This window comes from Micromonospora sp. NPDC023966, from assembly GCF_040639095.1.
GTDB lineage: Bacteria > Actinomycetota > Actinomycetes > Mycobacteriales > Micromonosporaceae > Micromonospora.
Window position 1 is genome coordinate 181,628 of the sequence record NZ_JBEZZJ010000012.1, and the last position, 6,932, is coordinate 188,559.

Annotated in this window: 3 protein-coding genes; all 3 read left to right on the forward strand. The window is 74.4% G+C overall.

The annotated features are described in order from the left end of the window. Nucleotides 1-9: 9 nt before the first annotated feature. The 3 genes from thrB to AB0F68_RS18320 all read left to right on the forward strand — a co-directional run bounded on the left by thrB (nt 10) and on the right by AB0F68_RS18320 (nt 6,852). The gene (gene thrB, locus AB0F68_RS18310; RefSeq protein ID WP_357339363.1) at nt 10-948 is read left to right on the forward strand and encodes a homoserine kinase; all 939 of its coding nucleotides are present in this window, start codon (nt 10-12) and stop codon (nt 946-948) included. Between the two features lie 295 nt (nt 949-1,243). Next, nucleotides 1,244-3,262 (forward strand): transcription termination factor Rho, encoded by a 2,019-nt coding sequence (gene rho / locus AB0F68_RS18315; RefSeq protein WP_357339293.1) that lies wholly within the window; start codon nt 1,244-1,246, stop codon nt 3,260-3,262. A gap of 140 nt (nt 3,263-3,402) precedes the next feature. Beyond that, nucleotides 3,403-6,852: a phosphodiester glycosidase family protein gene (locus tag AB0F68_RS18320; protein ID WP_357339295.1), complete on the forward strand. Its 3,450-nt coding sequence runs from the start codon at nt 3,403-3,405 to the stop codon at nt 6,850-6,852. Nucleotides 6,853-6,932 lie beyond the last annotated feature (80 nt).

Genomic DNA, 6,932 nt, shown 5'->3' on the forward strand with positions numbered 1-6,932 from the left:
CCGGTGCCGATGACTTTCACCTCCGGTCCCGTCCGGGTCCGGGTGCCCGCGACCAGCGCGAACCTGGGCCCGGGCTTCGACTCGCTCGGGCTGGCCCTCGGGCTGCACGACGACGTGGCGGCCGAGGTGACCGCCGGCGGCGTACGGGTGGCGGTGACCGGTGAGGGCGCCGGCGAGCTGCCCGACGACGACCGGCATCTGGTGGTGACCGCCATGCGGGCCGCCTTCGACGCGCTCGGCGGGCAGCCGACCGGGCTGGCCGTGGAGTGCGTCAACCGGATCCCGCAGGCCCGGGGCCTCGGGTCCTCCTCGGCGGCCATCGTGGCCGGGGTGCTGCTGGCCCGGGCGCTGGTTGCCGACGGCGCGACGCGGCTGGACGACGCCGCCGCGCTCCGGCTGGCCTCCGAGCTGGAGGGGCACCCCGACAACGTGGCGCCCTGCCTGCTCGGCGGCTTCACGGTGGCCTGGACGGAGCCGACCGGCGCCCGGGCGGTCTCGCTGCCCGTGGCGGACACCGTCCGGCCCACCGTCTTCGTGCCCGGCGAGCGCGGGTTGACCTCGGTCGCCCGGGCCGCGCTGCCGGCCACCGTGCCGCACGGGGACGCGGCGCTGAACGCGGGGCGGGCGGCGCTGCTGGTGCACGCGCTGACCACCGACCCGGCGCTGCTGCTGCCGGCCACCGTCGACCGGCTGCACCAGGACTACCGGGCCGCGGGGATGCCGGCCACCACCGCCCTGGTTGCCGCGCTGCGTGAGGCCGGTGTGGCGGCTGTGGTCAGTGGGGCGGGGCCGACCGTGCTGGCCCTGTCCGAGGTTTCCGTGGGATTCGAGGCGGGAACAGATTGGCGCCGGTGGGAGTTGCCGATAGACGTCAGCGGTGCCCGGGTCGCCCGGGGTAGACTTGGACACGCCGAGCGGGACCCTGTTGCCGCAGGTCGGAAGAGTTGATTACGCTCTACACCTAGCACAGCCGCGAAGCATGCGATCTCCTGCGGGTCGGCGCACCCCCGAAGCTCTCGGCGGTCAGCCCGTCACCCCTGCCAAAGGCCCACGCCGCACCGCAGTTTCCACAGGTCGCCGCAGACGGCGAGACCTGCTCACCGACCTTGGTGAGTCGGGAAACCGACCGGCTGCTGTGTCACAGACTCCCGCGACGCGTCCATGCGAGGCGGGTGCACCGAGGCCGCCCGGCCACCTGGTTTTCGACTCCGGGCAGCCCCGGCCTATCGAGGGAAGGAATCCATTGAGCGACACCACCGACGTGACGTCGGATGTTTCCAACGTCGCTGGCGATGCCACCACTGCCGCCCCCACACGCCGTCGGCGCAGCGGTACCGGCCTGTCGGCGATGCTGCTGCCTGAGCTCCAGAGCCTGGCCGCGTCGCTCGGTATCTCCGGTACGGCTCGCATGCGCAAGGGCGAGCTGATCAGTGCGATCACCGAGCGGCAGGGCGGCGCCGCCGCCGGAACCCCTCGACCGCGGGCCGAGGTTGCGGCCGCGGCCGCTCCCGCCCGCGAGGAGGTGCACGCCGAGGTCCGCGAGGAGCGGGCCGAGACCGAGCGGCGCGCCGAGCCGGCGCCGGCCGCCGAGGCGACCGAGGGCCGCACCCGCAGCCGTCGGGGCCGGGCGGCCAGCACGACTGCCGAGGCGCGACCGGCCGAGACGCGTGCCGAGGAGGCTCCCGCCGAGACCGGCGAGCGTGCCGAGCGGGCCGAGCGCGGCGAGGGCCGGGGCCGCGAGCGGGCCGAGCGCGGTGGCGAGCGGGCCGAGCGTGGCGGCGAGCGGGCCGAGCGCGGCGCTGACCGGGCCGAGCGCGGTGGCGAGCGTGCCGAGCGCACCGACCGTGGCGAGCGGGCCGACCGTGGCGAGCGTGCCGAGCGTGGCGAGCGCAACGAGCGTGGCGAGCGCGGTGACCGGGGCGAGCGCAACGAGCGCAGCGACCGGGGTGACCGGGGCGACCGCAACGACCGGGGCCAGCGCGCCGAGCGCAACGACGAAGGCGACGACGACGGCGAGGGCGGCGGCCGGCGCGGCCGGCGCAGCCGGTTCCGCGACCGCCGGCGCGGCGGCGGCCGCGAGCGCCCCGAGGGCGGCGACGGCGGCCGCGAGCCGCAGGTCGGCGAGGACGACGTGCTCGTCCCGGTCGCCGGCATCATCGACGTGCTCGACAACTACGCCTTCGTCCGGACCACCGGCTACCTGGCCGGCCCGAACGACGTGTACGTCTCGATGTCCCAGATCAAGAAGTACGGCCTGCGCCGCGGTGACGCGATCACCGGCGCCGTGCGGGCCACCGCCCGGGAGGGCGAGCAGCGGCGCGACAAGTACAACCCGCTGATCCGGCTCGACACCATCAACGGGATGGAGCCGGACGAGGCGAAGCGCCGGCCGGAGTTCTACAAGCTCACTCCGCTGTACCCGCAGGAGCGGCTGCGGCTGGAGACCGAGCCGAACGTGCTGACCACCCGGGTCATCGACCTGGTGATGCCGATCGGCAAGGGCCAGCGGGCGCTGATCGTCTCGCCGCCGAAGGCGGGTAAGACGATGGTGCTGCAGGCGATCGCGAACGCGATCACCCGCAACAACCCGGAGTGTCACCTGATGGTGGTGCTGGTCGACGAGCGGCCGGAAGAGGTCACCGACATGCAGCGGTCGGTGAAGGGCGAGGTCATCGCGGCCACGTTCGACCGTCCGCCGCAGGACCACACCACGGTGGCGGAGTTGGCGATCGAGCGGGCGAAGCGCCTGGTCGAGCTGGGCCACGACGTGGTCGTGCTGCTCGACTCGGTGACCCGGCTCGGTCGGTCGTACAACCTGGCGGCGCCGGCCAGCGGCCGGATCATGTCGGGTGGTATCGACTCCACCGCGCTCTACCCGCCGAAGCGCTTCCTGGGCGCGGCGCGGAACATCGAGAACGGTGGCTCGCTGACCATCCTCGCCACCGCGCTGGTGGAGACCGGCTCGATGGCCGACACGGTCATCTTCGAGGAGTTCAAGGGCACCGGCAACGCCGAGCTGAAGCTGGACCGGAAGATCGCCGACAAGCGGGTCTTCCCGGCGATCGACATCAACCCCTCCGGCACCCGCAAGGAGGAGGTCCTGCTCGCGCCGGAGGAGCTGGCGATCATCCACAAGCTCCGCAAGGTGCTGCACTCGCTGGACTCGCAGGCGGCGCTCGACCTCCTGCTGGACCGGCTCAAGCAGTCCCGCACGAACATCGAGTTCCTGATGCAGATCGCGAAGTCCACGCCGGGCGAGTGATCTGAGCGTCTCCAACAGAGGGGCACGGCCTGCGGGCCGTGCCCCTCTTCGCGTACCGGGACGGGGAGCGCGTGAAGTTTTTCTTCGGTTAAGCCGCAGGGTATTGAAACTTCTATTCAGTTTCGGGTTGACTGTGGTCCATGCGAATCCGCAGTCGATCCGCCCGTCTCGCCGGCGTCCTGCTGCTGACGCCGCTGCTCACCCTCACCGCTCCGGTCCCGCCCGGTGCGGCGGCGGCCCCGGCCGAGCCGCGCACGCCGGCCGAGGACGCCCCGGCCGCCTCCTCCCGTCCCGACTCCTCGGTCGCCCTCGCCGGCGACGCCGGCGTGGAGCCGGCCGGTGGCCTGGAGACCGCGAAGACCACCCGTCCGGTCGCCCCCGGACTCGACCTGACCTCCTTCGACCGGTACGACGCCGACGGCTGGCTGCGGGCCGACGCCCTCACCGCCGACCTCTCCGGTGCCGTGACGGTCGACTACGTCAACTCCGGGGCGGTCACCCGGGACGAGCCGCTGCGTGCCGCCGTGGACCGTTCCCGGGCGGTGGCCGCGGTCAACGGCGACTTCTTCGACATCAACAACTCCGGCGCCGCCCAGGGCATCGGCATCCGCTCCGGCGAACTGGTCCAGTCGCCGGTCGCCGGGCACACCAACGCCGCCGCGATCAGCGCCGAAGGGCTCGGCCGGGTCATCCAGGTCGGCTTCGAGGGCACCGCGACCCTGCCCGCCGGGCCGGTGCCGCTGACCCAGTTCAACAACATGGTGCAGCGCGACGGCGTGGGCGTCTTCACCCCGCTCTGGGGGTCGTACACCCGTAAGCGGGCCGTGGACGGCGCCGCGCGGGTGGCCGAGGTGACGGTGACCGGCGGCCGGGTCGCGACCGTGGCCACCACGGCGGGGGAGGGCCCGATCCCGGCCGGGACCACGGTGCTGCTCGGCCGGGAGGCCGGCGCCGACGCCCTCGCCGCGCTGCGCCCGGGCGACCCGGTCGACCTGACCTGGCGGCCGAAGCCGTCCGACGGGAGCAACCCGCGCGCCGCGGTCGGCGGCGGCAGCGTGCTGGTCGGCGACGGCGTGGTGCAGACCATCGCCGATGCGAGCCTGGCCCCGCGCACCTCGGTCGGGTTCTCCGCCGACGGGCGCAAAATGATCATGCTGACCGTGGACGGCCGGCAGGTGGACAGCCGGGGCGTCACACAGACCGAGATGGGCCGGATGATGGTCGAGCTGGGCGCGTGGAGCGCGCTCAACCTCGACGGCGGCGGCTCCTCGACGCTGCTGGCCCGGGAGCCGGGCGCGGCGGCGGTCCAGGTGGAGAACAGCCCCTCGGACGGCAGCGAGCGACCGGTGCCGAACGGCCTGGCGATCTACGCTCCGCAGGGCAGCGGCCGGCTCACCGGCTACTGGCTGGAGACCGCGAGCGACCCGACCGCCGCGCCGGGCGTCGCCCCGATCCGCGGCGGCCGGCCGGACCGGGTCTTCCCCGGCCTCACCCGCCGGCTCACCGCGGCGGGCTACGACGAGACGTACGGGCCGGCCGCCGGCGCGCCCCAGTGGCGCGCCAACCCGGCCGCCCAGGGCACCGTGGACGACGGCGTGTTCCGGGCCGGCCGGCCCGGCCGCAGCACCGTCACCGCCTGGCGCGGCGAGGCGAGCGGCACGCTCGACCTGACCGTGCTGGGCCCGCTGGAGCGCATCGACTCCACGGTGGACCGGCTCGGCCTCAACCAGCAGGGCGACACCGGCCTGTTCGGCGTGGTCGGCTACGACGCGGAGGGGAACACCGCGCCCGTCGAGCCGGCCGACCTGAAGCTGGAGTACGACCACGACCTGCTCGCCGTCACGCCCACCGCCGACGGCAACCTCTCCGTCAAGGCGCTCGGCGGCACCGGCTCCGCGCTGGTCACCGTCGCGGTCGGGGCGCGGACCGCCGTGCTCCCGGTCACCGTCGGGCTCACCGACGTGCCGGTGGCCGGCTTCGACGACGCCGCCTCCTGGAAGTTCAGCCAGGCCCGGGCCAGCGGCGCGGTCGCCCCGGCCGAGGGGCACACCGGCACCGGCCTGAAGATGTCGTACGACTTCAGCCAGTCCACCGGCACCCGCGCCGCGTACGCCGACCCGCCGGCCTGGATCGAGGTGCCCGGCCAGCCGCAGGCGTTCGGCATCTGGATCAAGGGCAACGGCACGGGCGAGTGGCCCAGCCTGCACCTGCACGACGCCCAGGACACCCAGTTCGTGCTGCGCGGCCCCTACCTGACCTGGACCGGCTGGCGGTACGTCGAGTTCACCGTCCCGCCCGGCGTGCAGTACCCGGTGCGGGTGCGCCGGTTCTACGTGGCCGAGACCGATCCGGCGAAGCAGTACAAGAGCGAGGTGGTCATCGACGACCTGGTGGCCCGGGTGCCCCCGACGGTGCAGGCGCCGGAGGAGCCGAACTTCACCGACCGGGTGGTGCTGCGCGACGGCACGGTGGACGGCGCACCCTGGCGCTTCGCGGTCATGTCCGACGCCCAGTTCGTGGCCGCGAACCCGGACAGCGACCTGGTCGCCCAGGCCCGCCGCACGCTCCGCGAGATCCGCGCGGCGAAGCCGGACTTCCTGGTCATCGACGGGGACTTCGTGGACACTGCCTACCCGGCGGACTTCGCGCTGGCCAAGCGGATCCTGGACGAGGAACTGGGCGGCGAGCTGCCCTACTACTACGTGCCCGGCAACCACGAGATCATGGGCGCCCCGATCGGCAACTTCCGGAGCGTGTTCGGGGACACCTCGCGGGTCTTCGACCACCAGGGCACCCGGTTCGTCACGCTGAGCACGGCCACCGGCTCGCTGCGCGGCGGCGGGTTCGACCAGGTGGAGCTGCTGCGGGAGACGCTCGACGCGGCGGCCGCCGATCCCGCGGTCGGCTCGGTCACCGTGCTCTTCCACCACCCGCCCCGCGACCCCAGCCCGGCCAAGGCCAGCCAGCTCGGCGACCGGAAGGAGGCGGCCCTCGTGGAGCAGTGGCTGGCCGACTTCCAGCACCGCACCGGCAAGGGCGCGCTCATGGTCAACGGGCACGTCGGCACCTTCCACGCCGACCGGGTGGACGGCGTGCCGTACGTGATCAACGGCAACTCGGGCAAGGACCCGTCCACCCCGGCCGGGCTCGGCGGCTTCACCGGCTGGACCGAGTTCGGCGTCGACCCGGTGACCCCGGAGGAGGCGGAGCAGGCCCGCCGGGACACGCTCGCCGAGGGGCCGGACTGGATCGCGGCGGAAGTCCACGCCCACGTCGACCGGCTCGCCCTGGCCGCGCCGGCCCAGGTCACGGTCGGTGCCCCGGCCGCCGTCACGGCCACCCTCACCCAGCCCGGCGGCCGCGCCGTCCCGGTGGCTGCCCCGGTCAGTGCCGACTGGTCCGGCTCGCCGAACCTGCACATCGGCGCCGCCGACGGGGTGAAGCCCTGGCACGTGGCCCGGTTCGACCCGGCGACCGGCCGGCTGACCGCGCTGCGCCCCGGCGCGCAGGTGCTGCTCGCGGTCACCGTCAACGGCGTCCGCGCCGAGGCCACGGTGACCCTCGCGGCGGCGGAGGCGCCCGCCGCCTGACCGGCCCCGGGGGCGCGGGAGCAGAGTCCGCGCCCCCGGCCCGGTGGTCCGCCGGCGGGCACCACGAACAGGGGGAGAGA